25 protein-coding genes are annotated in these 26,866 nt (G+C 69.2%); 10 read left to right on the top strand and 15 right to left on the bottom strand.

Annotation, left to right across the window (positions count from 1 at the left end; all coding sequences use genetic code 11):
- Nucleotides 1-27: 27 nt before the first annotated feature.
- Together FB560_RS18960 and FB560_RS18955 are read right to left on the bottom strand one after the other, a co-directional pair.
- On the bottom strand, nucleotides 28-1,191 hold the full coding sequence (locus tag FB560_RS18960) for an acyl-CoA dehydrogenase family protein (protein ID WP_141874266.1): 1,164 nt from the start codon (nucleotides 1,189-1,191) through the stop codon (nucleotides 28-30).
- A 153-nt stretch (nucleotides 1,192-1,344) separates the two neighbouring features.
- On the bottom strand, nucleotides 1,345-2,274 hold the full coding sequence (locus tag FB560_RS18955; RefSeq protein WP_141874265.1) for a M15 family metallopeptidase: 930 nt from the start codon (nucleotides 2,272-2,274) through the stop codon (nucleotides 1,345-1,347).
- A 65-nt stretch (nucleotides 2,275-2,339) separates the two neighbouring features.
- Here FB560_RS18955 and FB560_RS18950 point away from each other — a divergent pair, with 65 nt between their 5' ends.
- Nucleotides 2,340-3,131: an IclR family transcriptional regulator gene (locus tag FB560_RS18950; protein WP_141874264.1), complete on the top strand. Its 792-nt coding sequence runs from the start codon at nucleotides 2,340-2,342 to the stop codon at nucleotides 3,129-3,131.
- Nucleotides 3,132-3,134: 3 nt separating this feature from the next.
- Here the strand turns inward: FB560_RS18950 and FB560_RS18945 are convergent, their stop codons facing one another.
- From FB560_RS18945 to FB560_RS18935, 3 genes are read right to left on the bottom strand one after another with little or no spacing between them, the layout of a single operon-like run.
- Complete coding sequence (locus FB560_RS18945; protein ID WP_170198217.1) at nucleotides 3,135-3,884, bottom strand: IclR family transcriptional regulator; 750 nt, start codon at nucleotides 3,882-3,884, stop codon at nucleotides 3,135-3,137.
- A gap of 40 nt (nucleotides 3,885-3,924) precedes the next feature.
- The gene (alr, locus tag FB560_RS18940) at nucleotides 3,925-5,052 is read right to left on the bottom strand and encodes an alanine racemase (protein WP_170198216.1); all 1,128 of its coding nucleotides are present in this window, start codon (nucleotides 5,050-5,052) and stop codon (nucleotides 3,925-3,927) included.
- Entirely contained in the window at nucleotides 5,049-6,527 is a 1,479-nt protein-coding gene (locus FB560_RS18935) for an amino acid permease (RefSeq protein WP_141874261.1), read from the bottom strand. Before FB560_RS18935 ends, alr begins: the two co-directional genes overlap by 4 nt.
- Before the next feature lie 290 nt (nucleotides 6,528-6,817).
- On the opposite strand from FB560_RS18935, the gene FB560_RS18930 reads away from it, so the two are divergent.
- Together FB560_RS18930 and FB560_RS18925 are read left to right on the top strand one after the other, a co-directional pair.
- Entirely contained in the window at nucleotides 6,818-7,870 is a 1,053-nt protein-coding gene (locus FB560_RS18930; protein WP_141874260.1) for a homoserine dehydrogenase, read from the top strand.
- Nucleotides 7,870-9,279: an aldehyde dehydrogenase family protein gene (locus FB560_RS18925; RefSeq protein WP_141874259.1), complete on the top strand. Its 1,410-nt coding sequence runs from the start codon at nucleotides 7,870-7,872 to the stop codon at nucleotides 9,277-9,279. The genes FB560_RS18930 and FB560_RS18925 overlap by 1 nt, the downstream gene beginning before the upstream one ends.
- Nucleotides 9,280-9,336: 57 nt before the next feature.
- Here the strand turns inward: FB560_RS18925 and FB560_RS18920 are convergent, their stop codons facing one another.
- Nucleotides 9,337-9,780, bottom strand: a complete 444-nt coding sequence (locus FB560_RS18920; protein ID WP_141874258.1) for an Lrp/AsnC family transcriptional regulator — start codon at nucleotides 9,778-9,780, stop codon at nucleotides 9,337-9,339.
- A 112-nt stretch (nucleotides 9,781-9,892) separates the two neighbouring features.
- On the opposite strand from FB560_RS18920, the gene FB560_RS18915 reads away from it, so the two are divergent.
- The 4 genes from FB560_RS18915 to FB560_RS18900 all read left to right on the top strand — a co-directional run bounded on the left by FB560_RS18915 (nucleotide 9,893) and on the right by FB560_RS18900 (nucleotide 13,029).
- Nucleotides 9,893-11,095: a trans-sulfuration enzyme family protein gene (locus FB560_RS18915; protein WP_141874257.1), complete on the top strand. Its 1,203-nt coding sequence runs from the start codon at nucleotides 9,893-9,895 to the stop codon at nucleotides 11,093-11,095.
- A 68-nt stretch (nucleotides 11,096-11,163) separates the two neighbouring features.
- The gene (locus tag FB560_RS18910) at nucleotides 11,164-12,207 is read left to right on the top strand and encodes an Rv2578c family radical SAM protein (RefSeq protein ID WP_141874256.1); all 1,044 of its coding nucleotides are present in this window, start codon (nucleotides 11,164-11,166) and stop codon (nucleotides 12,205-12,207) included.
- A 44-nt stretch (nucleotides 12,208-12,251) separates the two neighbouring features.
- Complete coding sequence (locus tag FB560_RS18905; protein ID WP_141874255.1) at nucleotides 12,252-12,449, top strand: hypothetical protein; 198 nt, start codon at nucleotides 12,252-12,254, stop codon at nucleotides 12,447-12,449.
- 40 nt (nucleotides 12,450-12,489) lie between these two features.
- Nucleotides 12,490-13,029: a YaeQ family protein gene (locus FB560_RS18900; protein WP_141874254.1), complete on the top strand. Its 540-nt coding sequence runs from the start codon at nucleotides 12,490-12,492 to the stop codon at nucleotides 13,027-13,029.
- Between the two features lie 82 nt (nucleotides 13,030-13,111).
- On the opposite strand, the gene FB560_RS18895 is transcribed toward FB560_RS18900, so the two are convergent.
- Nucleotides 13,112-14,443 carry a hypothetical protein gene (locus FB560_RS18895; protein ID WP_141874253.1) on the bottom strand — a complete coding sequence of 444 codons (1,332 nt, stop codon included), beginning with the start codon at nucleotides 14,441-14,443 and terminating at the stop codon, nucleotides 13,112-13,114.
- A 148-nt stretch (nucleotides 14,444-14,591) separates the two neighbouring features.
- Nucleotides 14,592-16,736 carry a DEAD/DEAH box helicase gene (locus FB560_RS18890; protein WP_141874252.1) on the bottom strand — a complete coding sequence of 715 codons (2,145 nt, stop codon included), beginning with the start codon at nucleotides 16,734-16,736 and terminating at the stop codon, nucleotides 14,592-14,594.
- Nucleotides 16,737-17,091: 355 nt separating this feature from the next.
- Between FB560_RS18890 and FB560_RS18885 the strand changes: the two genes are divergently transcribed.
- On the top strand, nucleotides 17,092-17,988 hold the full coding sequence (locus tag FB560_RS18885; RefSeq protein ID WP_141874251.1) for an aldose 1-epimerase family protein: 897 nt from the start codon (nucleotides 17,092-17,094) through the stop codon (nucleotides 17,986-17,988).
- 112 nt (nucleotides 17,989-18,100) lie between these two features.
- Here the strand turns inward: FB560_RS18885 and FB560_RS18880 are convergent, their stop codons facing one another.
- The 4 genes from FB560_RS18880 to FB560_RS18865 form a co-directional block, all read right to left on the bottom strand.
- Nucleotides 18,101-21,295: an efflux RND transporter permease subunit gene (locus FB560_RS18880; RefSeq protein WP_141874250.1), complete on the bottom strand. Its 3,195-nt coding sequence runs from the start codon at nucleotides 21,293-21,295 to the stop codon at nucleotides 18,101-18,103.
- A 15-nt stretch (nucleotides 21,296-21,310) separates the two neighbouring features.
- Nucleotides 21,311-21,898 (bottom strand): TetR/AcrR family transcriptional regulator, encoded by a 588-nt coding sequence (locus FB560_RS18875; protein ID WP_141874249.1) that lies wholly within the window; start codon nucleotides 21,896-21,898, stop codon nucleotides 21,311-21,313.
- Nucleotides 21,899-21,974: 76 nt separating this feature from the next.
- The gene (locus tag FB560_RS18870) at nucleotides 21,975-22,337 is read right to left on the bottom strand and encodes a fluoride efflux transporter FluC (RefSeq protein ID WP_141874248.1); all 363 of its coding nucleotides are present in this window, start codon (nucleotides 22,335-22,337) and stop codon (nucleotides 21,975-21,977) included.
- The gene (locus FB560_RS18865; RefSeq protein ID WP_229673007.1) at nucleotides 22,334-22,711 is read right to left on the bottom strand and encodes a fluoride efflux transporter FluC; all 378 of its coding nucleotides are present in this window, start codon (nucleotides 22,709-22,711) and stop codon (nucleotides 22,334-22,336) included. The genes FB560_RS18870 and FB560_RS18865 overlap by 4 nt, the downstream gene beginning before the upstream one ends.
- Before the next feature lie 86 nt (nucleotides 22,712-22,797).
- On the opposite strand from FB560_RS18865, the gene FB560_RS18860 reads away from it, so the two are divergent.
- The gene (locus tag FB560_RS18860; RefSeq protein WP_141874246.1) at nucleotides 22,798-24,327 is read left to right on the top strand and encodes an FAD-dependent oxidoreductase; all 1,530 of its coding nucleotides are present in this window, start codon (nucleotides 22,798-22,800) and stop codon (nucleotides 24,325-24,327) included.
- 6 nt (nucleotides 24,328-24,333) lie between these two features.
- On the opposite strand, the gene FB560_RS18855 is transcribed toward FB560_RS18860, so the two are convergent.
- From FB560_RS18855 to FB560_RS18845, 3 genes are all read right to left on the bottom strand, one after another.
- Complete coding sequence (locus FB560_RS18855; RefSeq protein WP_141874245.1) at nucleotides 24,334-25,134, bottom strand: nitroreductase family protein; 801 nt, start codon at nucleotides 25,132-25,134, stop codon at nucleotides 24,334-24,336.
- A gap of 4 nt (nucleotides 25,135-25,138) precedes the next feature.
- Nucleotides 25,139-25,507 carry a hypothetical protein gene (locus FB560_RS18850; protein ID WP_141874244.1) on the bottom strand — a complete coding sequence of 123 codons (369 nt, stop codon included), beginning with the start codon at nucleotides 25,505-25,507 and terminating at the stop codon, nucleotides 25,139-25,141.
- Nucleotides 25,508-25,630: 123 nt separating this feature from the next.
- Complete coding sequence (locus FB560_RS18845) at nucleotides 25,631-26,428, bottom strand: MerR family transcriptional regulator (RefSeq protein ID WP_141874243.1); 798 nt, start codon at nucleotides 26,426-26,428, stop codon at nucleotides 25,631-25,633.
- Between the two features lie 211 nt (nucleotides 26,429-26,639).
- Between FB560_RS18845 and FB560_RS18840 the strand changes: the two genes are divergently transcribed.
- Nucleotides 26,640-26,852, top strand: a complete 213-nt coding sequence (locus tag FB560_RS18840) for a hypothetical protein (RefSeq protein WP_141874242.1) — start codon at nucleotides 26,640-26,642, stop codon at nucleotides 26,850-26,852.
- Nucleotides 26,853-26,866 lie beyond the last annotated feature (14 nt).

The raw sequence follows: 26,866 nt of genomic DNA, 5'->3' as shown, positions 1-26,866 counted from the left end.
AGGCCCGGCCCCGGCCTGCGGAGACCCCTACCGCTTGCCGGCGATCTGACGACCGACGATCTCGCGCATGATCTCGTTCGTGCCGCCGTAGATGCGGTGCACACGGGCGTCGAGGAAGGCACGGGCGATCGGGTACTCGGTGATGTATCCGTAACCGCCGTGCAGCTGCACACCGGTGTCGAGCACCTCCCACTCGCGCTCGGTCGCCCAGAACTTGACCTTCGCGGCCTCTTCGGCCGAGAGCTTGCCCTGCGAATAGGCGAGCAGCGCGCGGTCGATGTAGGCCCAGAGCGCGTCGACCGTGGTGGCCATGTCGGCGATCTTGAAGCGGGTGTTCTGGAAGTCGATGATCCGCTCGCCGAAGGCCTCGCGGTCCTTGGTGTACGCGACGGTCCAGTCGAGGGCGGCCTGCGCGGCGGCCGCGCCGGCGACACCGATCGACAGGCGCTCGAGCGGCAGGTTCATCATCAGCTGCACGAAGCCCTTGCCCTCGACACCGCCGATGAGGTTCTCCTCGGGGACGAACACGTCGCTGAACGAGAGCTCCGCGGTGTCGTGGCCCTGGAAGCCCATCTTGTGCAGCTTCTTGCCGTGGTCGAAGCCCTCCATGCCGTTCTCGATCAGCACCAGGCTGAACGCATCGGGGCGGTTGCCCTCTCCGGTCTTGACGAACGTGACGACGAGGTCGGCGGTCGCACCCGAGGAGATGAACGTCTTGGCGCCGTTGACGATGTAGCCACCGTCGGTCTTCTTCGCCGTGGTCTTGATGCCGCGCAGGTCGGATCCGGCCCCGGGCTCGGTCATGGCGAGCGCGCCGATGATCTCACCGGTGGCCATGCGGGGCAGCCACTTCTCCTTCTGCTCCTGCGTGCCCATGTGCACCAGGTACGGAACAGCGAGGTCATCCTGGATGCCGAAGGCGCCGGCGAGCGAACCGGCACCGGCCGCGATGATCTCCTCGTTCACGACCGCGCGGAAGCGGTAGTCCTGCAGCATCCCGGCGCCACCGAACTCCTCGGGAACCGACAGTCCGATGATCCCGGCCTCACCCGCCGCGCGCATCGTGTCGCGGTCGACCTCGCCGGCGGCGTCCCACCGCTCGATGGCCTCACCGGTCACATAGCGCTTGACGAAGTCCTTGACGAGGTCGCGGAAGGCCTCATGATCCTCTTCGTAGATGTCGCGTTCCATCGCGTCCTCCTGAACGTCTCGTGCGTCTTTGCTCCCGAGAGTCTATGTCGGGAGGACGGCCGAAGACAGGCCATTGTGAGAATGCATCCCACATGTCGTGAGACTGGGTACCGAGTTTGTCGGATGCCGCAACGCGGCGTCGGACGCCGGGTCTCAGTGCCCGTAGTCGGGCGCGGCCGGCAGTCCGAAGAACTCCTCGAGCGTGTGGAAGCCGCCGTCGTGATAGGCCGCGGCGAGCTCCATGCCGACGTAGCGGAGGTGCCACGGCTCGGGTGCGTACCCCGTGACGGCGGTGCCGACGCCTTCGTAGCGCACCACGAATCCGTACTCCCAGGCATGCTCGGCGACCCAGGCGCTCTGCGCGGTGGCGCCGAAGCCGTCGAGCCCTCCGCACTGCCCGTCGCACGCGACGACATCGAGTGCGAGACCGGTCTGATGCTCGCTGTGACCCGGGCGCGCCGATCCGGCATCGGCCCCTTCCTGCCCCTGCGAGCGCACGTGCGCGTCGTAGGTCGACACCTGCAGCCCGTACGAGCGGTACCCGTTGTTCGCACCGACCCGGCCGACGCCGGCCGCTGCGGCGCCCTCTGCCATCTCACCGACCGCGGCCGCGACGTCGGAGCGCACCTGACCGGAGAGCGTGGTCATCTGCAGCGGCACCCCGGCGAGGTTGGCGGGCGCATAGTCCGCCGGTTCCAGCGGACGCGCCTTGTTCACGACGACCCAGATCCGCGCGGGATCACTCAGCGAGATGCAGGGCGCGTTCCCTGCGACGACCGCGTCACGGAAGCTCGCGCCCCCGCCGAAACCGGCGATCGCCGCGGCATCGTCTCCGCTGCCGAGGGCCTTCTGCACCGCGGGATCCGTGCACGGATCGACGGCAGGGGTGGCGCCGACCAGTACGGAGGGCACCTGCATCACCGTCACGGGCTCCGGCATCACCGGCGCCGACACCGCCGTCACCGGCGTGGATGCGATGGACAACAGCATGCCGATCGCGGTCACCGCGATGCCGATCGGCAGTGCAGGTCCGCGGATCGGGGAGCGCGGGGCCGCATGCTGAGCGTGCGGCGTGGAAGGCATTGCCCCATTGTCTCCCGTCCGCGCGGATGACACCACCGTGGCGACCGCACCGGTAGCCTCGATTCATGCCGTCCGCCCCCGAAGCCCCTGCGCCGTCGAGCAGCATGGGCCGCGGTCTCGACGTGCTCGCCGCCCTCGCTGCGCTGATCGGAGACGGGCAGCAGACCAGTGTCGGCGAGATCGCCCGCGCACTCGGACGTGAGCGCTCTCAGGTGTCGCGCACTCTCGCGACCCTCGACCGCTCCGGCCTGGTGGAAAGGCGCCCCGACCGCTCGTTCGCTCTCGCCTGGGGGTGGTACGCCGCCGCGCAGGAGCTGACGGCGCAGCGCCTGCGCACGCACGGCCTCGCCGTGCTGGAGGCTCTCTCGGCACACCTCGGTGAAGCGACGTTCCTCAGCGTGCTGCAGGGCGACACGACGCTCACGACGCTGGAGAGCCTGCCGACCGAGTCCCGCATGATCGGGTCGTGGATCGGCCGCGCCTACCCTGCGTACTGCAGCGATGCCGGACGCGCGACGCTGTGGGATGCCCCGGCGGAAGAGGTGCGCGCGGTCTTCGCCGCGACCGAGTTCGCCTCCCAGGGACCGAACACCCCGGTGTCGGTCGATGACTTCCTCGCCCGGCTCGCCGACGACCGTCAGCGCGGGTTCTCCGTGGTCGATCAGGAGGCTGAGCCGGGTCTCTACTCGGTCGCCGCGCCCGTGTGGGATTTCCGTGGCGAAGTCGTCGGCGCCGTGCAGGTCGTCGGAACCCGTGACGCGATCCTCGCCCGCACCGCCGAGTGCGGCACAGCCTGTGCGCGCGCTGCAGCAGAGCTCTCCCGGCAGCTCGGCGCCCCCGCATCCGTCGCGGGCTGAGCGCTACTCGGCGTCGGCCGCCGCGGTGAGTTCCCGTGCGAACTGGGCCAGCAGCGCGCGGGTCTCCCGCGTCGCCCCCTTCGGACGATGCCGTCCGCGCACCGCGAGCGAGGCGATGACCTCACCGCGGCTGCGGATCGGGAGAGCGAACTCGTCGATCCCTTCGTCGTACTCCTCGGATGCCGAGATCAGGCCGTCGGCGAGATCGCGCTCCTGCATCGCGCGCACCTCATCGGTCGAGCGCGCGGCCGTGGGGCCGCCGACGCCGATGAACTGCACGTCGTCGAGCAGCGTCTCCAGCTGCGCGGGCGTGTGGTCCCACAGCAGCGCGCGTCCCGCGCCCGTGCACCAGATGGGCGTCACCAGACCGGCACGGATCGAGCGATCGGAGCCGTCTGCCGATCTCTCGTAGCGCAGCAGCACCCCGCGCGCTCCGTCGGCGACCGTGATCAGCGCGTTGACTCCGAGCTGCGAGGCGAGCGCGCGCAGGGCGACCCTGGACGCGCGGAGCCACGACGCGTTGAGCACGGCAGCCGTGGCGAAGAACTCAGGACCGGCGGAGAACAGCGAGTCGTCGTCTCGTCGGAGGAACTGCCGCGCCCGTAGCTCCTGCGCGAGGCGGGAGACCCGGCTGCGCTCGATGTCGGTGTGTTCGGCGAGCCGCGAGGCGTTGAGCCCTGGCCGCGCACGGCGCTCCTGCTCGACCGCTGCGTCGAGCAGGCTCAGTCCTTGCACGAGTGAAGAAGAAGCCACCACCGCTCCTCCTCTTCTGCCGGTCGAGACCTCGGCCATCCTATCCGGCGGCTCCGACAGCACGACGAGGCAGGAGGCGTCCCCACGCGACGTAGAGGTCGGCCGCGATGCTGCCGTGCGCGCGGTCGACATCGGCGGAGGTGATCGCCTGGTCGTGCTGCGCACCGAACAGCACGACCTCATCACCCGGCGCTGCTTCGGGGATGTGCGAGACGTCGACCAGGAAGCTGTTCATCGCGATGCGGTCGACGATGCGCGCTCGCGCGCCCTGGACGAGCACCTCGCCGGTACCGCTCAGGCTGCGGTGGAAGCCGTCGGCGTACCCCAACGGGATCAGCGCCAGGCGCGCATCCGCATCGAGCCGATGCCAGCGGTCGTAGCCGACGGTGGAGCCGCGGGGATAGGAGTTGATCGCGGCGATGCGCGACACGACGCGCATCGCCGGGCGCAGCACGCCGCCCAGGGCATCCGTGTCTCCGTACAGCCCCGCGCCGATGCGCACGAGGTCGAACCTCGACTCCGGCACATGCAGGGCCGCGAACGTGGTCGCACAGTGCCGGGCGATGCCCCTTCCGTCCGACGCGTCGAGGACGGCCAGCGACTGCGCCGCGAAGTGCGCGCTTCCCGCCACGACATCCGCGACGTCTTCGCACGGGAAGTGCGAGCAGACGCCGACGACGTCGAGCAGCGGATCCGCGAGCGCGTCCTGCGCCGCGCGCATCCCCTGCGGTTCGCCCACCTCGAGCCCATCCCGACCGAGTCCGGTCGAGTTGAGCGAGAGATGCCCACGGATGCGGGTGTCCCGCGCCGCCGCGACGGCGCTCACGATCCCGGCGTGTTCGGCGCCGCCGATCCACTCCTCGACGCCGAAGCGGATGCCGTCGTCGACCTCGTCACGGCCGGCGGGGCGCACCCGCATCAGCCGCCCGGTGAAGCCGCTCGACCGCACCGCGGCGGCATCCTCGTTCGAGGCCACGCCGATCAGGTCGACCTGCGACTCCGCGAGGAGGGGTGCGACGATGTCGATCCCGTGCCCGTAGGCGTCGGCCTTCACGACCGCGCAGAACTCGACCTGGGGGCCGAGCGCCGCGCGGATCGTGCGGACGTTGTGGGCGATCGCCGTCCGGTCGATCTCCACCCACCCGCCTGCGGGCACGGAGGCGGTCACGCGTCGACGGGTGCGGCCTCGTGGTCCTGCACCACGTCGCGCCGACCCTTGCGACCGTGCCGCCACCAGAAGTAGAGGTAGCAGGCGCCGACGAACGGGATGCCGAAGTAGAGCGCCGCGACCTGGTTCGGGTCGAACGCGATCGCGATGATCGAGATGAGCAGCAGCGAGAAGGCGACGATCGGCAGCGCCGGGTACAGCGGCGTGCGGTAGGCGAGATCCGCGACGCGCCCGCCCTCGCGCACGAACCTGCGCCGGTGGAAGTACTGTGAGGCGACGATCGACATCCACACCGCCACCACCGCGAAACCGGCGATCGAGACCAGCACCAGGTAGACGGTTCCGGCTGCGATCACACTGGTGAGCAGCGACACCATGCCGATCAGGATGCTGACGCTGAGGGCGATGAGCGGCACGCCGCGCTTCGTGAGGCGCGTGAACGCCTTCGGCGCGTGGCCCTCCTCGGCGAGCGAGAACAGCATGCGCGCACAGGAGAAGAGGCCGCTGTTGCCGGCGGAGAGGAGAGCCGTGATGATGACGAAGTTCATGATGTCGGGCGCGTAGGGCACGCCGACGTACTGGAAGACATCCACGAACGGGCTGCTGGTGACGCTGGCGTCGTCGTAGGGGAGGATCGCGGCGATCACCGCGATCGCACCGACGAACAGCACGACCAGTCGCAGCACGGTCGAGCGCAGCGCCCGTGGGATGTTCTTGGCCGGATCCTTCGTCTCGCCGGCCGCGACGCCGATGAGCTCCGAGCCGCTGAACGCGTAGAAGACGGCGAGCGCGGTGACGATCACGCCGCTGAAGCCGTTCGGGAACAGCCCGCCGGGGGTCTCGAAGTTGCTGAAGAGGATGGCGGGCGGATGGTCGGCCGAGAGGGGCGTGAATCCGAAGATGGCCGCTCCGCCCAGCACGATCAGGGCAACGATCGCGACAACCTTGACCAGGGAGAACCAGAACTCCGCCTCACCGAAGACGCGGGCCGAGATCGCGTTGAGGATGAAGAGCACGGCGGCGAAGATCAGGCACCACAGCCAGACCGGCACGCCGGGGAACCAGCGCTGCATCAGGATGCCGGACGCGGTGAACTCGGAGCCCAGCGCGACCACCCAGCACAGCCAGTACAGCCAGGCGGTCGTGAACCCGGTCGCGGGTCCGATGGATCGTGACGCGTAGATGTGGAAGGCACCGGAGACGGGGTAGGCGACAGCCAGCTCGCCGAGGCAGGCCATCACGAGATACACCACGAACGCGCCGATCAGGTAGGCGATGATCGCGCCGAGCGGACCCGCCTGCGAGATCGTGTAACCGGAGCTGAGGAACAGCCCGGATCCGATCACTCCCCCGAGCGCGATCATGATCAGGTGCCTGGCGTCCATGGTCCGCTGGAGGCGCCGCAGGGGCACTTGCGTCGCCGTGGTGTTCGGCAGGACGTTGGGGAGGGACTTCTCCCCGGGAAGAGGCGTCATCGGAACTCTCAATCGGGTTGATATGTGCATCATATTCACTTCTGTGTGCCAATGACGCATTGCTTGGGTTGGATGCCGGGACACTATCCCGTCCGCGATGCGCTCCACAAGAGCCCGACCGAGGATTCCTCTCCCCCGCGGCCACGGCCGACGATCCGCCCGCGGCACGGACGTTCCGCACGATGCGACTGCCGTTCCGACAGGCGCGCACGGACACGGCCCGCACCGAGGATGAAGTCGTGTCCGCACGGCGACGCCTGCGACAGCTCATGGAAAGAAGGAGAACCCCGGTGACTCACCACGACATCGCCCTCATCGGCTTCGGAGGCGTCAACCGCGCCCTCGCCGAGATCATCCGCGACCGCGGCGCCGCGCTCGCCGACGATCTCGGCTTCGACCTGCGGGTCGTCGCGATCACCGACCTCCGCCTCGGCTCACTCATGCAGAGCGACGGCATCGACCTCGACACCGCCCTCGCGATGACGGGCACCGACACGTTCGCCGGGATGCCGGGTGGCGACGCCGAGCCCCGCAACGATTACGTCATCCGCCACACCACGGCCGACGTCATCTCCGAGGCGACGTTCACGAACCCGATCGACGGCGAGCCCGCGATCTCGCATGTGCGCGCGGCTCTCGAGAGCGGCAAGAGCGTGACGACCACCAACAAGGGCCCGGTCGCGCTCGCGAGCGCCGAGCTCAACCGCCTCGCCGCGGAGAACGGCGCCCGCTTCGAGTACGAGGGCTCCGTGATGAGCGGCACCCCGGTGCTGCGACTGGCCGGCGAGACCCTCAAGGGTCTGCGCATCTCGCGCATCCAGGGCATCCTGAACGGCACCAGCAACTTCGTGCTCGGCCAGATGGAGGCCGGCAAGTCGCTCGAGGATGCCGTCGCCGAAGCGCAGGCGCTCGGGTACGCCGAGGCCGATCCCACGGCCGACATCGAGGGATCCGACGTGCAGCTCAAGGTCGTCATCCTGGCGAACGAGCTTCTCGGCGCCGCACTCACCACCGCCGACGTGCCCCGCACGGGCATCAGCGGCATCACCGCGAGCGACGTGATCTCCGCTGCCGCAGCGGGCGAGCACTGGAAGCTCATCGGCACGGTCTCGCGCGACGAGTCGAGCATCGTCACCGCATCCGTGCAGCCCCTCTCGCTGGGCGCCGACCACCCGCTCGCCGGCATCTCCGGCGCCACGAACGCGGTCGCCTTCACGACCGATCTGCTCGGCACCGTCACGATGTCGGGTCCCGGTGCCGGTCGCATCGAGACCGCGTACGCGCTGCTCTCCGACATCATCGCGATCGACGCCCACCAGAAGACGTTCGCCGGAGCCCTGTGATGAGCGTCGCGACCAGGGAAGCTCCCGTCACGCAGTCCCCCGCCCTGGAGGTCCGCGACCCGTACAACGGCGAGGTCATCGCCCGCCTGGCACAGAACTCGGTGGATGACGTCGACGCGATCATGGCCCGTGCAAGGCTGGGCTCCTCCCTGTCGCGCGGGCTCACCCGGTTCGAGCGGCACCGCATCCTCGACCGCGCCGCCCGTATCCTCGAGGGCCGCGCGGAGGAGGCGGCGACGCTGATCGTGCGAGAGGCAGGCAAGACGATCACCCAGGCGCGCAAGGAGGTGCGCCGCGCGATGACCACGATCTCCCTGTCGGCCGAGACCGCGCGCGCCTTCGACGGAGAGGTCATCCCCTTCGACGCCTACGAAGGCTCCGCGAACCGCCGCGGCTGGTTCACCCGCGAGCCGCTCGGTGTGATCCTCGCGATCACCCCGTACAACGACGCACTCAACCTGGTCGCCCACAAGATCGGTCCCGCGATCGCGGGTGGGAACGCGGTGATCCTCAAACCGTCGCAGTTCACCCCGCTGACCGCGCGCCTCCTGGTCGACGTGCTGCTCGAGGCCGGACTCCCCGACGAGATCATCACGATGGTGCACGGCGACCGTCATGTGGCGCAGGCACTGGTCGCCGTGCGCGACATCCGCATGGTGTCGTTCACCGGAGGGTTCGCGACCGGCGAGGCGATCGCCCGCACCGCAGGACTCAAGAAGCTCGCGATGGAGCTCGGCGGGAACGCCCCCGTGCTGGTCTTCGCGGATGCCGACATCCCCGCCGCGGTCGAGGCATGCGTGTCGGGAGCCTTCTGGGCGGCCGGGCAGAACTGCGTGGGCGCACAGCGCATCCTGATCGAACGCTCCGTCTACGACGAGTTCCGAGATCGCTTCGCGGCCCGCACCTCGACGCTGCGCGCGGGCGACCCCACCGATCGCGCGACCGACGTCGGTCCGATGATCTCGGAGGCCGCAGCCGCGCGGGCCGAACGCGTGGTGGACGACGCCGTGCGCTCCGGCGCGCGTGTCATCGCCGGCCACCGCCGGGAGGGCTCGGTGTACTGGCCCACCGCCGTCGAGAACGTGTCGCTCACCTGCGAGCTGTGGAGTGAAGAGGCGTTCGCGCCCGTCGTCGTCCTGTCGCCGTTCGACACGGAGGAGGAAGCGATCGCCGAGGCGAACAGCATCGACTACGCCCTGCATGCGGGGGCCTTCACCTCCGACCTCGCACGCGCGCTGCGCGTCGCGGAGGCCCTCGACGCGGGCGGCGTGATGATCAACGACTCCTCCGACTACCGCATCGACAGCATGCCGTTCGGAGGATCCAAGTACGGGAGCATGGGGCGCGAAGGCGTCCGCTTCGCGTATGAGGAGATGACGCAGCCGAAGGTCACCTGCCTCACCACCTGAGATCTCCTCGGGGAGGGGCGGGGGTCCAGGGGGATACCCCGCCCCGCCCCGAGGTCCTCAGGCGCGGTCGATCACCCGCGTCAACGACACGGCCGTCACCGTGTTCGCGACGCCGGGCACAGCGGCCAGGAGTTCCCAGATCTCGCCGATGCGGTCCATCGACTCCGCCTCGAGCGTGACCAGCAGGTCGAAGTCGCCGGACAGGACATCGCATCTGCGCACTTCGGGGATCTGCGAGATCTCGGCGATCACGCCCCCGCCGCGCATCCGATCGCTGCGATAGACCATCACGATCGCCGACACCGGCGACGCCCCGATGCGCCCTGGGGTGACGGTGTAGCCGGCGATCACGCCCTGCCGTTCCATGCGGTCCATCCGCTGCTTCACGGCGTTGCGCGACAGGTGCACGTGCGCGGCGAGCGTGACCAACGGCACACGGGCGTCCTCCGTGAGCGCGGCGAGGATGCGGCGATCGATCTGATCGAGGTGGAGCCGCTCCATCGAGGCCTCCTGGGGTTGTCAGTGATATGCATGATTAGCAATTGCGTGTGTCTATTATGCACTCTAGGCTGAAGAACAGCACCCCCACGGGTGCCGGAACGAAGGAGTCACCATGAGCGCTCGACCCGACCGCAAGGATCTGCTCACACTGTCGGATCTCAGCCTGGCCGTGCACGCCGGCAACCAGCTCGACTCGACCATGGCGCTGCGCACTCCGCTCGTGATGGCCAACTCCTACCAACTGCCTGACGACCCGAGCGAGATCAGCTGGTCGGCGACCGCTCCGGGGCTCTACACGCGCAACACCGGGGTGAACCAGGCCGCGCTGGAGCAGAAGCTCGCCGCGCTCGACGGCGCGGAAGACGCGGTCGCCCTCGCCTCGGGCGTCGCCGCCCTGCACGCGGTGTTCTTCACGCACGTCCGCGCCGGCGACCATGTCGTCGTGAGCGATGTCGTCTACGAGGCCACCTGGCGCCTGTGGACCGAGCTGCTCCCCCGGCGATACGGACTCGAGGCCACCTTCGTCGACATCAGCGATCTCGATGCCGTGCGTGCAGCGATGCGCCCCGAGACGCGGCTCGTGTGCATCGAGGCGATCGCGAACCCGACGACCAAGGTCGCCGACGTCGCGGCCGTCGCCGAGATCGCCCACGCGGCCGGGGCGATCCTGATGGTCGACTCCACCTTCTCGCCGCCGCCGTTCTACCGGCCGATCCAGGACGGCGCGGATCTGGTCGTCCACTCGCTCACCAAGTACCTCAACGGGCACGGCGACGCCATGGGCGGCTCGGTCGCCGGACGACGCGACCTCATCGAGCCCATCAAGGCCGATGCGATGGTCGACGTCGGCGGCATCATCTCGCCCTTCAACGCATGGCAGATCCAGCGGGGCACCGTGACCCTGCCGCTGCGCCTGCGCCAGCACTTCACGTCTGCGGCCCTCATCGCCGAGATGCTCGCCGCCGACGCCCGCGTCGAGTACATCGCCTACCCCGGACTCGACTCGCACCCCGATCACGCGCTCGCCGCGCGCCAGTTCGACGGCCGCGGGTTCGGTGGCATGATGGCCTTCGCCGTGAAGGGATCGCCCGACGTGCAGAACCGGTTCGTGGCGAACCTGCGGCTGATCACCTCGGGTTTCTCGCTCGGGCACGACGACTCGCTCATCGTGCACACCGGCACCGAGGGTGGCCGCGTGGCCACCTACCCGGAGCCGTTCCGGACGTTCGGCCATCTGCGCCTGTCGGTCGGACTCGAGGATGCCGACGACCTGCTGGCCGACCTGAGTGCGGCCCTGGACGCGACATTCTCCTGATCGCTGGTTCTCGAAGTTAGTTTCGATGACAGGTTGACAACCGATCGTCTTTTTGTTCGAATTGCTGCATGCGGTGGCAAGGGCAGAAGGTCGGAGATGTGGATGCCGCCGCGCTGCCCGGACTGGAGGATCGCAGCAGCGTCCTCCGCACGGTGACCACTCCCGAGTTCGCGGGCATGACCTTCCACGAGGTGCTGTCGAAGTCAGCGCTCAACCATGTCCCCGGCGCCTCGCGCATGCCGTTCGCCTGGACGATCAACCCCTACCGCGGCTGTTCACATGCCTGCACATACTGCTTCGCCCGCGGAACGCACGAGTACCTCGACCTCGACGGCGGGGCGGACTTCGACTCGCAGATCGTCGTCAAGGTCAACGTGGTGGAGGTGCTCGAGAAGGAGCTGCGACGTGGCAGCTGGGAGCACGAGACCGTCGCACTCGGCACCAATACCGACCCGTATCAGCGGGCGGAGGGCCGGTACAAGCTGATGCCGGGCATCATCGAGACGCTCGCGGCGTCGGGCACGCCGATGTCGATCCTCACCAAGGGCACGCTGATCCGGCGCGACATCCCCCTGCTGAAGAAGGCCGCCGAGCGCGTGCCGGTCGACGTGCAGATGTCGATCGCGATGTACGACGACGAGCTGCAGAAGGCGATCGAACCGGGAGCCCCGACCACCCAGGCGCGGCTCGACACCGTGCGGGCGCTGGCGGACGCCGGCTTCCGCGTGACCGTGTTCCTGATGCCGATCATGCCGCACATGACGGACTCCGTCGCCGCGATCGATGCCGCGCTCACACGCATCAAAGCAGCCGGTGCCCGCACGGTGATCTACGGCGCCCTGCACCTGCGCGCCGGTGTGAAGCCCTGGTTCTTCCAGTGGCTCGGTGAGGCTCGACCCGACCTGGTGTCGTCGTACCGCGGCCTGTACCCCGGTGCGGCCGCCGAGGCACCCAAGCCTTACCGCCAATGGCTCGCGAAGCGCGCACGTCCGCTCATCCGAGCGCACGGCCTCGACGGCCGCCACGAAGACGACTATCCGCAGCGCGTGCGTCCCGTGCGGTTCGCACCGACGCAGGCCTCGACCGCGGCGCCCCAGCCGATGCTGTTCTGAACCGGTCCGACCTCCCGCCGCAACGCACACGCTAGGTTGAAGGCATGTTCCGCGGATACGTCGCCCTGCTGTTCCTCGGTGGTCTCGCCGCCACGATCATCGGCAGCTTCCTGCCCCAGGGCGGCGGCACCACGCTCGCCGTCGTCGGAGCCGCGGCTCTCGGCGCATCCCTCGTGCTGATCGGCATGGTGTTCCTGCGCGACCGCGACGCGGCGCCGGCCCGCTCCGACGCGAGGCGCTGACGCACAGACACGCCTCCGCGGACGCGTAGGCTTCTCGGTTATGGCTATCGGCTCCACCATGCACACGTTCGACGTTCAACTGGCGGACATGGATCGCGGGGTCTACGACGACTTCTCGCTGCGTGTCGCCCGCCACCCGTCCGAGACCGACGCCTACATGCTCACCCGCATCCTGGCCCTCGGACTCGAGTACACCGAGGGGATCGTCTTCGGCGACGGCATCTCGTCGACCGAGGAGCCGGCGGTGGTCGTGCGCGACCTCACCGGGCAGATCACCGCCTGGATCGAGGTCGGCGCCCCCGACGCCGAACGCCTGCACTACGGCAGCCGTCTCGCCGAACGCACCGTGGTCTACACGCACCGCGACCCCGCCAAGGTGATGGCGCCGTGGGCGGGGAAGAAGATCCACCGCTCGGATGCGATCCGCGTCTACAGCTTCGACCCCGGCTTCATCGACGCCGCGGTGCCGTTGATCGCACGCCGCAACACGATCACGCTGACCGTGACGGAGCAGGTGCTCTTCCTCGATCTGAACGGCACCTCGTCGACCACGACGATCCACGAGCACGAGCTCGCGTAGGACCCCGCGAGGGGTCACGACACGCCGCAGCCGACGCAGGGGGCGCGGCGTGTCATGACCTCTCAGCGGCCGCCGGCGGCGCTCAGAGCTCAGGCGCGTCGTTCCAGGCCTCGACGAAGGCGTCCTTGTCGCCCCAGCCGTTCACCAGCCTCACGTTCAGCTTGCCGGTGACATCGAACGAGTAGAGCGCGCGGTCCTTCTCCGGCCCCCAGCTCGTCGAGCCGAATATCTCGGCCTCCTGGTCGCGCAGCGCCGCCGCCTTGATCGCCGGGACCACCGCCGCCGCATCGGCTCCGTGCTCGAGCACCACGTCGAGCTCGAGCGGACCGATCGCAGCGGAGCGCACGCCCTCCGTGTCGGCGAGCGCGAGCGCCCGCTCGAAGTTCTCGACGAAGCCGTTCTCCTTCATGGTCTTGCCGGTGGCCCAGGTGCCGGGCTCGTCCTGCTTCAGCACGAAGAGCTGGAGAGAATTGAACGCCTGCAGGTCGGGCGTCGCGAGCAGCGCCCGTTGCACCATCGCCGCAGATTCGGCATCGGTCGTGGTCACCGACAGATGCAGCGCCTTGGGCCCGTGCGTATCGATCGAGGCTCCGACGACACCGTCGATCGGCGTGAGGATCGCGCTGAGACGTGCAGCGAGGTCCTGCTGCGGCGCGGGGGCACTGATGATGCCGCTGATGAGGCTGACCCCGACCCCCGAGTCGCCGGCGTTCAGCGCATCGACGACCGGTGTCGCTGCGGCGGCTCCTTCGACGGAACGCATGCGCAGCGACAGCGACTCATCGTCGAGCGTGTACCTCTGAATCGGGGCGAGCGCCGCCACCTCGACGACAGCCTCGAGCGCGGGCTTCACTCTTTCCGGATTCCTTGTCTCCACGGTCGACCGTTCGTGTACATCAGACACCTTGAGCTGCAGCCCACCGGTCAGAGGTCCTTCCGCAGCCGCATCCGCCAGCGGCATGACCACGGACGCCGGCTCCACCCCTGCTTCCGCGACCGCCTCGATGCCGAGCGCATCCTCGGAGGACCAGACCTTGCCCTGGAGGATGCCGTCGACGTCGGCGAGCGCGCCGACAGCCTGCGCGAGGTGTGCCGTCTCGTCACTATCGCCGCTGAGCGTCCACTGCCAGGCGCCGGCCCGCAGCCGCAGCACGACTTCGTCATCGGTCACGGACTCGGTGAGATCGTCCAACCGTCCGGCGATGCCGGCAAGGTCAGCGGGTGGCGTCGAGTCGTCCAGAGTCACCTGGTACACGCCGTCGGCCGTCTTTTCGATCGACGAGACGGCCGGATCTTTCGCTAGCTGCTCCTCAAGGTCTTCGGACTTCCTGGCGCATCCGGCGAACGCCGTCAGCGCGATCACCCCTCCGAGCAGTAGAGCCGCACCACGAACGATCCCCCGGTTGTTGCGCATTACTCCAGGCTATGTGGATATTCCGCGGAGGACGCAGGGCAGGAATACCCATGCGCCCCTCCACGGTTCAGGACCCCGCACAGCGAAAGGGCCCGGAACACGTGGTTCCGAGCCCTTTCGGGTGTCATGTCCTGAGTTGTGAAGGCGATCAGCGCGTGAGCTGCGCGGCGGTCGGCACGCGACCGGCGATCTCCTCGATGATGTCGTCGTTCACACGGGCGTTCTCGAACGGCGCGTCGATCTCGGCGCGGTCGAGCATCTCGGTCATACGACGCTGGCGCTGACGCGTGATGAGCGTCACGACCCGGCCGGTGCGACCCGCACGGCCGGTGCGGCCGGAGCGGTGCAGGTACGTCTTGTACTCGTCCGGAGCATCCGCCTGGACGACCAGATCGATGTCGTCGACGTGGATGCCGCGGGCGGCGACATCGGTCGCGACCAGAACGTTCACGCGGCCGGAGGTGAGACGCTCCAGGTTGCGCGTGCGCTTCGCCTGGTTCAGGTCACCGTGCAGCGAGACCGCGGGGATGCCGGCATCGTCGAACTGCTCGGCCAGCATGTCGGCGTAGGCGCGGGTGCGGGCGAAGACCAGGGTCTTGCCCTCGCGGTCGACGAGCGCGGTGAGGATGTCGGCCTTGTCGCGGTGCTCGATCACGAGCACACGGTGCTCGATCGTGCTGGACCCCTGGTCCTCACCGGCGACCTCGAAGACCGCGGGCTCCACCAGGAACTCGTCGACGAGAGCAGCGACCTCACGGTCGAGCGTCGCCGAGAACAGCAGCTTCTGGCTTCCGTCGGCCGTGTGCCGCAGGATGCGCTGCACGGGCTCGACGAACCCGAGCTCGCACATGTGGTCGGCCTCGTCGAGCACCGCGATGCGGCAGTCCGAGAGGTCGAGCTTGCCCTGGTTGATCAGGTCCTCGATGCGGCCGGGGGTGCCGATCACGATATCGACGCCCTTCTTGAGCGCTCCGACCTGACGGCCCTGCGGGACGCCGCCGTAGATCTGCGTGGTGAACAGACCCACGCTGCGGGCGATCGGCTGGATCGTGCGGTCGATCTGCAGCGCGAGCTCACGCGTCGGCGCGAGGATGATCGCGCGCGGCGAGCGTCCGAACTCACGGCGCTTGCCCGCCTGCGACTGCAGGACGCGCTCGACGAGCGGGGCACCGAAGGCGATGGTCTTGCCGGAGCCGGTGCGGCCACGGGCGAGCACATCGCGTCCTTCCAGGACGGCGGGGATGCTGGCCGCCTGGATCGCGAACGGCTTCGCGGCGCCGAGACCGGCGAGGGTCTCGACGATGTTCGAGCCGAGGCCCAGGTCGCCGAAGGTCACATCGGCGACCTCGACGGCCTGCACGGCCTGCGCTTCGAGGCGCTCGTGCACGACGTCCTCGGCCTGCTCGAACTTCGCTCCCCGGCTCGGGGCGCTCGGTGCGGCATTCCAGTTGTTGCGGCTCGGACGCTCGTTGTGCGCCGGACGACCTCGGGTGTCAGAGGTCAACGGACGCACGCGCTCGGTGCGGTAGGCGCCACCGGTCACCGGGCGGCTGCGCTCACCGTTACGGGGACGCTCGTCCCGTCCACCATCGAAGGACCGCTGCGTGCGGTCACGGTCGAAGGAGCGGCGCGCGCGGTCGGCATCGAACGAACGATCCCCCGCGCCACGCGGGGAGCGGTCAGCAGAGCCGCGGCCCTGAGCCGCAGCGCCGCGGTCATCACGACGCGGACGGTCATCGCGGTCGAAACGCTGGCCGCCGCGGTCATCGCGGCGCGCGCTGTCGCCCGAGCGGTGGTCACCGTCGCGGAAGCCACGACGCTGATCACCCGCGGGGCGCTCGTCACGACCGAAGCGCTGACCGCCGCGGTCGTCACGGTACGTACCAGGACCGGTGGGGCGCTGCGCACCGCGGTCGTCACGACGCGGACGCTCGTCGCGGTGGTGCGGGGCCTCACGGCGACCGGACTCGGCGCGGTTGCGGATGCCGCGGGCCTCGTCGCGGCCGGCGCGTTCCTGAGCGCTCCAGCGCTGCTTCGGCGCGCCGCCTTCGGCCTCGGCCGGACGGTATCCGCGGTGTCCGGCACTGCGGCTGCCGGGACGACGGTCGTATCCACCGGCCGCGGGCGCGCTGCGACGCTCGCCGGCATCCGCGCGTCCGCCGCGCTCGGGGCGCGCGTCGTCACGGGCAGGGGCGCCGTGGTGACGATCGTGGAACGACGTCTTGTTCGCGCCGTAACGCGGTTCGAAATTGCGGGCGGGACGGCCGCCCTGGGGCTTCTTGCTCTTAGGCATGGAAATGTCTTTCGTTCTCGCACGAGAACAGCGCCGCGCGCACGCGCGCACCTTGGGAACGACTCAAGGGCCGGTCATTGAGGAGCAGGGGCTATTCATGTGATGGTTCATGCGCGTCGATGGACGCTCACCATCGGCCCCTGGACTCACACTTAAAAAGGAAAACGCCCGCGCACTGCGCGGCTGTCCGAAGCCGACCTGATCATTTTAGCGGATGCGGCTGAGAGAGTGCCCGATACGTCCGGTCCACAACTCCCCAAGACCACGCGCTGACGGCGCCATGCGGCACCGGCTCGTGTCGAGGGCGCCGGTTCTCGAGGAGTCGTGACCACGCCGAGGGCCCTACGATGACGGAGTGAGCACCGCATCCCCCACCGGCACCCAGATCGCCCTCCAGCTCGGCGAAGTCACCGCGCAGATCGCCCAGGTCGGTGCGTCCCTCCGCTCGCTCCGCATCGGCGGCGTCGACCTCGTCGCCCCGTATCCGCTCGCCCTGCCGACGCCCGCCTGCTCCGGCGTGGTCCTCGCCCCCTGGCCGAACCGCGTGCGCGACGGGCGCTGGGACGATGACGGCACGGCGCGTCAGCTCGCGATCACCGAACCGAAGCTGTCGAACGCGAGCCACGGCCTGCTCCGCTTCACCGCCTACGAGATCACGCAGACCGAGTCGGCCGTCACGCTGAGTGCGACGATCGTGCCGCAGACCGGCTACCCCTACCTGATCGAGACCGCCGTGACCTATGTGCTGACGACCGACGGCATCGAGGTGACGCACACGCTCACCAACCGATCCGAGACAGCGGCGCCGGTCGCGCTCGGCACCCACCCGTTCCTCACCATCGGCGACGTCGACCCGCAGGACCTCGTGCTGCGGGTGCCTGCCGCGACGCAGTTCGAGACCGACGAGCGGATGCTGCCGACGGGCACCACCGCGGCCCCGCAGAGCCTGCGCGACGGCGCCCGGCTCGGCGACGTGACACTCGACACCGGCTTCACCGACCTCACCCGCGATGCCGACGGCCTGGTGCGGCACTCGCTGACCGCGCCGGACGGCCGCCGCGTCAGCCTCTGGCAGGGCGAGGGCTTCGACTTCGTCCAGGTGTACACGACTCCCCGGTACCCGGGGCAGTCGCTCGCGGTCGCGATCGAGCCGATGACGGCCCCGGCCGACGCCTTCAACAGCGGCCTCGGGGTACGCCGACTCGCGCCCGACGAGAGCTGGATCCTGCGCTGGGGCATCACCCTGGACTGAGCCCGCTCCACAACTCCGGAGATTCGGCGGGCCGCAGACCGGAGAATCCCGGATCCGCGCGGACCACGATCACGGCGCCGCGCGGATCTCCGGAGTTGTGGACGCCCGGTGACTACTCCCCGCGCTCGCGCAGCTCGCGGCGCGTCAGCTGGTGCCCCTCAGACGACGCCTCGGTCTGCGGACCGTGCACGGCCGCGACCGCCGCGTCGGCATCCGCACCGACGAGCACCGGCACGGCCGCGTCGTCGGAGCGCCCCGCCTTGCGCGCCTGGCGACGCTCCTTGGCACCCTCGACGAGGTTGTAGAGCGTGGGCAGCACGATCAGCGTCAAGACGGTCGAGGAGATCAGGCCGCCGATCACGACGATCGCGAGAGGCTGCGAGATGAACCCGCCGTGACCGGTGATGCCGAGGGCCATCGGCGTCAGAGCGAAGATCGTCGCCAGTGCGGTCATCAGAATCGGACGCAGACGCTTCTCGCCACCGGCCTTGACCGCCTCGATGGTCGACAGACCCTTCTCCCGATATTGATTCACGAGGTCGACGAGCACGATCGCGTTCGTCACCACGATGCCGATGAGCATCAGCACACCGATCAGCGAGGCCACGCCCAGCGGCACGCCCGTGACGATCTGCAGCAGGATCGCGCCGGTCGCCGCGAACGGCACCGAGACGAGCAGCAGCAGCGGCTGTCGCAGCGACTTGAAGGTCGCCACCATCACGACGTACACGATCAGGATCGCGGCCAGCATCGCGAGTCCCAGCTGCGAGAACGAGTCGGCCTGCTGCGAGGCGACACCGCCGACCTCGGCCGATGCGCCGTCCGGCAGCTCGACCGCGGCGAGAGCCTCGGTGACGGACTGCGTCGCGACCGCGAGGTTGTCGGTGCCCGGCGGGACCGTGATCGTCGCGGTGCGGCGACCCTGCTCCGTCGTGATGGAGGTCGGGCCGTTGCGCTGCTCGACGGTCGCGATGTCCTGCAGCTGCACGACGCCGAGGGGCGTCGGGATCGCAAGTGCCTTGAGCGCGTCCACCGTGGTCGGCGGCTCCGGCGTGACCAGGTACACGGTCAGTGCGGTGTCGTCGATCTCGACGGATCCGAGCTGCTGCGGGCGCATCGTGTTCGAGACGATCGAGCCGACGGCGACCTCGGACAAGCCGCGCTGTGCCGCGGCCTCGCGGTCGACCACCACGGCGATGTACGGCAGGGCCGCGGCGAGGTTGTCGGTCACCTGACTGATGCCGTCGCGTCCCTTGAGCTCGTCGACGACGGCCGAGGTCGCGGTGGTCAGATCGTCCGCGTTCGAGGCGGACACGGTGATCTCGATGTCGCTCGAACCGAAGCCGGCCGAAGACGCGACCGCGACATCGCCGACATCGTCACCGAGACCGTCGATCGCGTCCTGCACCTTCGCGCGCAGCTTCTCCTGGTCGACGTCGCCGTCGGTCAGGACCGAGTAGGTGATGCCGGCGCCACCGGAGAAGGCGTCGCGCAACGCGGATCCGCTCGACCCGATCGACGCCTGCACGTGCTCGATGCCGTCGATGTCGAGCAGGGCGTCCTCGACCGAGACAGCGGCGTCGGACTTGGCCTGCAGGCTCGCGGTCGGACCGAGGTCCTGCGTCACGGTCATGGTGTTCTGACCGCTGTCGCCGAGGAAGTTGATCTTCATCAGGGGCGCAGCGGCGAGGGTCGCACCGAGCACGACGACCGCGAGGATCACGGTGATGCCCGAGTGCTTCAGCGTCCATCCGAGGATGGGACGGTAGCCGCGCTGCAGTCGCGTCGGCGGCGCATCCGGGTGCTCGGGATCGATCGCTTCGCCGCTCTCGTCGAGCAGCTCCTTGCCGGGCTTGAGGAACCAGTACGCGAGCACCGGCACGATGGTCAGGGCGACCAGGAGCGAGGCGACCATGGCGATCGTCACGGTCATCGCGAACGGCCGGAACAGCTCACCCACCATGTCGCCGACGAACATGATCGGCAGGAAGACGGCGACCGTGGTGATCGTCGACGCCGTGATCGCCGCCGCGACCTCGCGCACCGCGAGACGGATCGCATCCCCCTTGTCCGCATCGCCGACATAGTGCCGTTTGATGTTCTCGATCACGACGATGGAGTCGTCGACCACTCGACCGATGGCGATCGTGAGCGCACCGAGCGTCAGCACGTTCAGCGAGTATCCGAACGCCTGCAGACCGATGAACGTGATCAGCACCGAGGTCGGGATCGAGATCGCGGTCACGAGCGTGGAGCGGATCGACAGCAGGAACACCAGGATGACGATCACCGCGAAGACGAGACCGAGCAGGCCCTCCGTGGCCAGGGTGTCGATCGACTGCACGATGAAGGGCGCCTGATCGAAGATGATCGTGAACTCGGCATCCGGGAACGCCTTGCCGATCTCGTCGAGCGCGGCGATCACGCCCTTCGACACCTCGACCGTGTTGGCTGCGGGCAGCTTGGTGATCGAGATCGACAGCGCATCCTTGCCGTCGACACGCGAGATCGAGGAGATCGGGTCGGACTCCTGCGCGACCGTGGCCACGTCACCGATCGTCAGGGTCGTGCCGACCAGCGGAAGCGCGGCGATCTCGTCGACGGAGGTGATCTTCGCTCCGGTCTGCACGGTGAGCGTCTGACCGTCCTGCGTGATGTCGCCACCGGGGAACAGCGTGCCGTTCTGCTGCAGCGCCGAGCTGATGGCCTGCGTGGTCTGCCCCTCGGCCGCGAGCTTCGCGACGTCCGGCGTGATGCTGATGCGCTGGCCGATGCCGCCGACGATCTGCGCGGCGTTCACGCCGTCGACGTCTTCGAGTTCGGGGATCGCGATGCTCTCGAGCTCGGCCTGCGCGTTCTCGGCGTCGTCGAATCCGGTCACGGCGACCTGGATCACCGGGAAGTCGTCGATCGCCACCGCGAGCACCTGCGGCGTCACGTCATCCGGGAGCTGGGAGGAGATGCGGTTGATCGACTGCTGGATCTTCTGCTCCGCCGTGGCGAGGTTCGTGCCGTACGCGAAGGTCGCCTGCACGATCGAGGCGTTGGTGGTGCTCGTCGCGGTGGTGCCTTCGAGACCGGGCACTCCCTGGATCGCCGACTCGATCGGCGTCGACACGTCGTTCTCGACGACCTCGGGCGAGGCACCGGGGTAGGTGGTCATCACGACGAGGTTGGGAAGCTCGAGCGAGGGGATGAGCTCCTGCTTGAGGCTCGTGAGCGCGAGCCCGCCGAACACCGCGGCGACGATCGTGATCAGGGCGATGAGCGCGCGGTTCTTCAAGCTCAGGACGGCGAGATTCGACAAGGCTGTTTCCTCGGTTCAGGGTGCGGGCTGCGCGGCAGGACGGACGGATGCGGGTTCGCCGAGGATGCGCTGCAGTGCGGTCTCGATGAAGGGACGGTCGAGCGGGGCGTCACGGATCTGTGCGCTCCACATCACCCCGTCGATGAAGATCGTTGCGGCCATCGCGCGCTCCGCGCCGTAGGCCGGCTCCAGCATGCCGGTGAGCTGCTCGGAGAGGTGGCGGGCGAGTTCGCGGAGCCGGGGGTCGTGGACGGCGGCGGTGACGACGGCGCGATCGGCCTGGACGGCGCGGGCGTCGTCGAGACCTTCCACGATGAGTGCGGCGAGCACGGCAGGGCTCACACCCTGTGCGGCGAGCACGGCGCGCACGCCCTCGAGTCGTCCGTCGACCTCGTCGGCGAGCACTCCGAACGCGGCGGTGCGGAGGTCGTCGAGCGTGTCGAAGTACTGCGTGGTGGCGCCGAGCGGAACGCCGGCTCTGGCCGCGACCAGGCGGTGCGTGATCGCGTCGGTGCCGACTTCGACGATCAGTTCGGCTGCGGCTTCCGCGATCTCCCGGCGGCGCGCCTCAGGGTCGCGACGGCGACGCGCGACTTCCCCCATGACCACCCCCGGAACACCTGTACATGTACGTTTGTACATTCTCGGGGTGGGAGGTAGCTGGGAGCGGGTCCCGCGGTCAGCGCAGTGCGGCCCCGAGCGCCATCCCCAGACCCGCCGCGACGAGCCCGAGCGCGAGCATCCCGACCGCGTTGGCGGCGGCCGCTCGCCCCTCGCCGTCGCGCCACAGTGCGACGGTGTCGAGCATCGCCGTGCTGAAAGTGGTGTACCCGCCCAGGAGTCCGGCGCCGAGCACGAACGCCTCATCGGGAAGGGCAGTCGCCACCAGTCCGAGGGCGAACGAACCCGAGATGTTCACCAGGAAGATGCCCCAGGGAAACCGGCGTCCGGCGAACCGCGCGACGCCGACGTCGGCCAGATAGCGGAGAACCGCGCCCGCCCCTCCGGCGAGCGCCGCGCCGAGGAACAGCAGCGGATTCACGGTGCCGCCCCTTCGCGCCGGGGTCGCCCCAGCCGCAGGCCCAGAGCCGCAGCACCGAGCCCGAGCGCGAGTGAGCCGAGCGCGTAGGCGACCGCCACGATCGGCGCATCCGCCCACAGCGCGAGAGTGCCCGTCATGAACGAGCTGTAGGTGGTGAAGCCGCCGAGGACGCCGGTGCCGATGAGCACCCGCAGCTCGTGCGACGCCGGCAGGCGAGCGGCGAGCACGCCGATCAGCAGCGCTCCCAGGAGGTTCGCGATCAGCACCGCCCTGGGGAACCCGCCGCCGTCGGGGAGCAGGAGTCCGAGTCCGAGCCGGGCCGCCGTGCCGATCGTGCCGCCGAGGGCGACGAGCAGCACGCGGCGGAGGTTCACGGTGGCCACTGTAGTCCCCACTGCCAGCGCCCCACGGGAATGTCAAGGCGTTGGGTGTCGGCCCGTCGGAGGCGTTGACTGAGCACATGGACCCTCTGTGGAAGACCGACTCGCCCCTCCCCCTCGGCGCGGACTTCTCGCCGGGCTCCCGGCACGACGTCGTGATCGTCGGCGCAGGGATCACCGGGCTGACGACGGCGGTGATGCTCGCCCGTGCCGGACGTGACGTCGCCGTGGTCGAGGCGGGAGCCGTCGCCGAGCTCGCCACCGGAGCGAACACGGGAAAGCTCTCATTGCTCCAAGGGCAGCGACTCGCGGAGATCCGACGGCACCACCCCGCATCGCTGGTGCGCGCATATGTCGAGGCGAACCGCTCGGGGATGGACTGGTTGACGGCCTTCGCGGATGGCGCCGGCGTCTCCTACACCCGCCGCACCGACCACTCGTACGCGCAGGGGCGTGGCGGACTCGAGACGCTGCAGGCCCAGCACGACGCCGCGCAGGAGGCCGGGTTGTCCACACGGATGCTGACGCCGGAGGAACTGCCGACGGTGCCGTTCCCGATCTCCGGCGCCGTCGCCCTCGACGACCAGGTGGCGATAGACCCCGTGCGCATCGCGCGGGCGTTGGCGGAAGACCTGCAGGCGGCGGGGGGCACGCTGTACACCGGCGTTCGAGTCACCGGCGCTCACGCATTGCCGGACACCCGCATCGAGACGGCCGACGGACCGTTGTTCGCGCACCACATCGTGATCGCGACGGGTAGCCCGATCCTCGACCGCGGACTCTACTTCGCGAAGATCCGCGGGATGCGCTCGTATTGCCTCTCGTTCCGCGTTCCGGGGGAGGTGCCTGAAGGAACGTTCCTCTCGGTGGACGGCCCGACGCGTTCGATCCGTTCGGTGTCCGAGGCCGACGGCCCTGCGGCGACGGCGCAGTTGGTGGTCGGCGGCAACGGCCACCCGGTCGGCCGCGTCGACAGCGAGACCGCGGAGATCGATGAGCTGATCGCCTGGACCCGCCGATTCTTCCCCGATGCCGAGGAGACCCATCGATGGTCGGCGCAGGACTACGAGTCGCACAACCTCATCCCCTTCGTCGGCGCGATGCCCCGCGGCCTCGGTCGCATCCGGTTCGCCACCGGCTACGCCAAGTGGGGCCTGTCGAATGCGCCGGCCGCCGCGATGCGCCTGACCGCCGAGATCCTCGGAACGAGCTGGAACGACCGTCCCCGGTGGATGAACACCTTCGCCACCCGCATGACCATCCCCGCGGACCTCGTCCGCGGGGCGACGGAAGGCGGCAAGGTCGCCGTCGCACTCGCCTCGGGGTGGTCGGAGGCCGAGTCCCGATCCGTGCCGATCTCTCAGCCCGAGGAGGGCGAGGGCGTCGTCGCCAACCGTGCGGGCCTTCCGGTCGCGATCTCCACGGTCGACGGCATCACGCGTGCGGTCGACGCCGTATGCCCGCACCTCGGCGGTGTGCTGGAGTGGAACGACGCCGAGTGCACGTGGGACTGCCCGCTGCACGCCTCCCGCTTCTCCCCCGATGGCACGCGCATCGAGGGACCGGCGCTGCGCGATCTGAAGGAGCTGCCCCGCACGGGTCGACGGTGAGCCGGGTCACTCCAACGGCGCATCCCACCCCTGCTGCGGCGTCTCGCAGCTCTCGCGGAAGATGTATTGCGAGGCGAGTCGGCGCTGACTGCTCGACCAGTCGATCGCCGGGCGACGCTGCTCCGGAGGCAGATAGCCGAGACGGTAGACCGCCATCAGCTCCAGGTCGTCCGGCACGTGGAGCAGGCGCACGATCTCGTCCCACCGACCGGGAACCTCCATCGGGAACGAGATGAACTGGATGCCCATGCCGAGCTCGACCGTGGTGAGCCAGATGTTCTCCATCGCAGCTCCCATGCTGAACACCGAGTAGAACGACGACAGCTGCCCCGGCCGGTACTCGCTGCGGTCGAGCATCACTCCCAGCAGCAGCGGTGAGCCCGCCACCAGCTTGCGGTTCTCGGCGCCGAGCGTCTTGGGCACGCCGAATGTGTTCATGAGGGTCTGCCCGCGCTTGGTGAAGACCTGGCTCGTGAAGGGGCGGAGCGCCGCGGGGAGCTTGTCGAACAGCATCCCGTTGCGCTTCTCGTCCATCTCGGCCTGGCTGAAGCGGAAATACGGCTTGTATCGCTCGAAGAAGGTGCCGTTCGACATCGCCTCTGTCATGCTCTCGCCGGAGATGCGGGCGATCTGATCGATCGTCTCCCGGCTCTCGATCACGACGAAGCGCCAGGGCTGACTGTTCAGCTGCGAGGGCGCGCGCCCCGCCGCCTCCAGCAGAATGCGCTGATGCTCCTCCGAGACAGGGTCTGGCAGGAAGGGGCCGTTCGTGGTCTTACGGCGGCGGATGGCGTCGAGCAGTTCCATGCGGTCACTTCCGGTCGGCGGGGCGCCACGCGCAGAGGAGACCCGCGGCGATGAACGGGGCCGCGGCGAGCGCGGTGAGCGGATGCCGACGGCTGCGGCTTCCGAGGTAGGGGATCGCGGCGAGCGGCACCACTGCCGGAGCGAGGGCGAGCGCCGCCCTCCGGCTCTGGCGCCGCGGTCTCGCCCACACGGCGGTGCTGAGCGCGGCCGCCGTGGCCGCGCAGGTGGCGATGTACAGCGCGTGATGCACCCAGCGGAAGCCGCTGGTGTCGACGGCCTTGGTGGCCACGCTGACGCCGAGCGCGCAGTTGGCCGCATACGCCACCGCCGCTGCGGTGAACAGCGCCCCCGTGGGACTCCGTCGGTCACCCATGACCCCGACCCTACGCCGCCCGTCGGACGCCGAGCGACCCCTTGCGTACGAACAGCCTCCGCGACTATGCGCGACGGTCACCGCCCCCTGCGCGAGGAGCGCAGAGGGCGGTGACGAGACCCGTCACAGGGTGCGTTCCGCATAGATGCGGAGCGCGTCACGGACGAACTCCGCCCCGCGCGTGCCTCCGTCGGAGGTGGCGTAGTTCGCGCCGAAGCGCGGGTCTGCGACGTACATCTCGCCGAGTCCGATCACGTACCCCTTCACATCCCCACCGGGGACGGCGGCCGGAGTGCCGGGGATGCCCGTGAGCCACTCGACGTGGCGACGCGCGACATCCTGCGCCTCCGCGGATGCCGGATCGACACCGCTCTCTGCGGCGGCGATCCAGTCGCGTCCGAGGTCGGACACGCGTCGCTGCCACGCGGCGCGCTCGGTCTCGGTCATGCCTCGCCACCAGCGGTCGCTGTCGGCGTAGGCCTTCTTTCCCCACCGGTCCTCGACCTCCTCCTTGTACTGGGTGTGGTCGAAGCCGTCGAACATGTTCTCTGCCATGAGTTCTTCACCTCCTCTCAATGCGTCGATGGTGGATTCGACCGAGGCGATCTGGCGCCGCAGCCGGTCCTGCTCCTCGCGCAGCAGCGCGAGATGCGTCTCGAGCGCGGACGCCTCGGCTGCCCGGGCCTCTGAGCCCGTCGACGGGCCGAGGACGTCCGCGATCTGCGGCAGCCCGAGCCCGAGCTGACGCAGCAGCAGGATGCGCTGCAGGCGCACCAGGGCCTGCGCGTCGTAGTGCCGGTAGCCGTTGTGCGCGATCCGCGTCGGCGGCAGCAGCCCGATGTCGTCGTAGTGACGCAGCGTGCGGCTGGTGGTGCCGGCGAGCTGTGCGATCTCCTGGATCGACCAGTCCGCATCATGCATGCGCTCCTCCTTCCGTGGTTCTCCGAGTGGATGTCTCCACGGTAGAAGTTGACGCAGCGTCAATGTCAAGACTTGCTGTCCGGTGTCGTCATCTGACTATATTTACGCTACATATGGGGGCTGATATCCGCCCTCCACCGTGTCACGATCGGTCTCACCAAATGAAATCCGGAGGTGATTCATGTCCGTAATGACGGCTATCGAACCAACGTTGGTTCGCAGGCGTGTGCAGGATGCGCTCGACGACGCGGTTCTCCGCTTCGACGGCTGGTGGCTCGTGCTTCTCGCCGCGCTGCTCGTGTTCGGGGTGGCGTTCCTCGCCTCGCTCGCACTGTGGTGCTTCTTCTCGAACGGAGGCAGGCGCTTCTCGGGCAGCTGGAAGTGGGGCAAGAGCGGCGTCTCCGTCTGGCTGGAGTGCCTCTGACCCCCACCCCTCCG

Origin of the sequence: Microbacterium saperdae (assembly GCF_006716345.1) — a bacterium.
Lineage (GTDB): Bacteria > Actinomycetota > Actinomycetes > Actinomycetales > Microbacteriaceae > Microbacterium > Microbacterium saperdae.
This window is presented reverse-complemented; position numbering and strand designations above follow the sequence as displayed.

Coding starts and splice junctions, on each gene's coding strand:
- FB560_RS18925 (WP_141874259.1), top strand. CDS start 7,870: ATGAGCGTCGCGACCAGGGAAGCTCCCGTCACGCAGTCCCCCGCCCTG.
- FB560_RS18910 (WP_141874256.1), top strand. CDS start 11,164: ATGCGGTGGCAAGGGCAGAAGGTCGGAGATGTGGATGCCGCCGCGCTG.
- FB560_RS18920 (WP_141874258.1), bottom strand. CDS start 9,780: ATGGAGCGGCTCCACCTCGATCAGATCGATCGCCGCATCCTCGCCGCG.
- FB560_RS18860 (WP_141874246.1), top strand. CDS start 22,798: ATGGACCCTCTGTGGAAGACCGACTCGCCCCTCCCCCTCGGCGCGGAC.
- FB560_RS18955 (WP_141874265.1), bottom strand. CDS start 2,274: ATGCCTTCCACGCCGCACGCTCAGCATGCGGCCCCGCGCTCCCCGATC.
- FB560_RS18845 (WP_141874243.1), bottom strand. CDS start 26,428: ATGCATGATGCGGACTGGTCGATCCAGGAGATCGCACAGCTCGCCGGC.
- FB560_RS18855 (WP_141874245.1), bottom strand. CDS start 25,134: ATGGAACTGCTCGACGCCATCCGCCGCCGTAAGACCACGAACGGCCCC.
- FB560_RS18890 (WP_141874252.1), bottom strand. CDS start 16,736: ATGCCTAAGAGCAAGAAGCCCCAGGGCGGCCGTCCCGCCCGCAATTTC.
- FB560_RS18960 (WP_141874266.1), bottom strand. CDS start 1,191: ATGGAACGCGACATCTACGAAGAGGATCATGAGGCCTTCCGCGACCTC.
- FB560_RS18895 (WP_141874253.1), bottom strand. CDS start 14,443: ATGCGCAACAACCGGGGGATCGTTCGTGGTGCGGCTCTACTGCTCGGA.
- FB560_RS18850 (WP_141874244.1), bottom strand. CDS start 25,507: ATGGGTGACCGACGGAGTCCCACGGGGGCGCTGTTCACCGCAGCGGCG.
- FB560_RS18915 (WP_141874257.1), top strand. CDS start 9,893: ATGAGCGCTCGACCCGACCGCAAGGATCTGCTCACACTGTCGGATCTC.
- FB560_RS18950 (WP_141874264.1), top strand. CDS start 2,340: ATGCCGTCCGCCCCCGAAGCCCCTGCGCCGTCGAGCAGCATGGGCCGC.
- FB560_RS18875 (WP_141874249.1), bottom strand. CDS start 21,898: ATGGGGGAAGTCGCGCGTCGCCGTCGCGACCCTGAGGCGCGCCGCCGG.
- FB560_RS18935 (WP_141874261.1), bottom strand. CDS start 6,527: ATGACGCCTCTTCCCGGGGAGAAGTCCCTCCCCAACGTCCTGCCGAAC.
- FB560_RS18905 (WP_141874255.1), top strand. CDS start 12,252: ATGTTCCGCGGATACGTCGCCCTGCTGTTCCTCGGTGGTCTCGCCGCC.
- FB560_RS18900 (WP_141874254.1), top strand. CDS start 12,490: ATGGCTATCGGCTCCACCATGCACACGTTCGACGTTCAACTGGCGGAC.